This is a genomic window from Aeromonas media, from assembly GCF_000819985.1.
In the GTDB taxonomy this organism is placed as follows: Bacteria; Pseudomonadota; Gammaproteobacteria; order Enterobacterales; family Aeromonadaceae; genus Aeromonas; species Aeromonas media.
On the sequence record NZ_CDBZ01000055.1, the window covers coordinates 24746 to 25084 of the forward strand.

The following is a 339-nucleotide window of genomic DNA, read 5'->3' on the forward strand; positions in this document are numbered from 1 at the left end:
GAGCCCACCAGCGCCCTGGACATTGGCCACCAGACCGAGGTGATGGAGGCCATCCACAGGGTCGCCGCCGAGGGCAAGACGGTGCTCATCGTCATCCATGATCTCGCCACCGCCGCCCGCTACTGCGACGAGCTGATTGCCCTGGGGGACGGCGGCATCCAGGCCATGGGCCCCGCCCGGGAGGTGGTGACCAAGTCCCTCATCGATCGGCTCTACCAGACAGACGTGGACATACTGCACGCCCCCGGCGACGGTGCCCCCGTCATAGTGCCCCGTCGGCGCGTCGACCATGCACAGTCGGCCTGAGCCGGATAGCAAGAAACCGCCTGATGGCGGTTT

Annotated in this window: 1 pseudogene; it reads left to right on the forward strand. The window is 67.3% G+C overall.

What is annotated here, in order from left to right:
* Positions 1–306: pseudogene (locus tag BN1127_RS04515) on the forward strand (amonabactin ABC transporter ATP-binding protein); the annotation flags it as partial.
* Positions 307–339 lie beyond the last annotated feature (33 nt).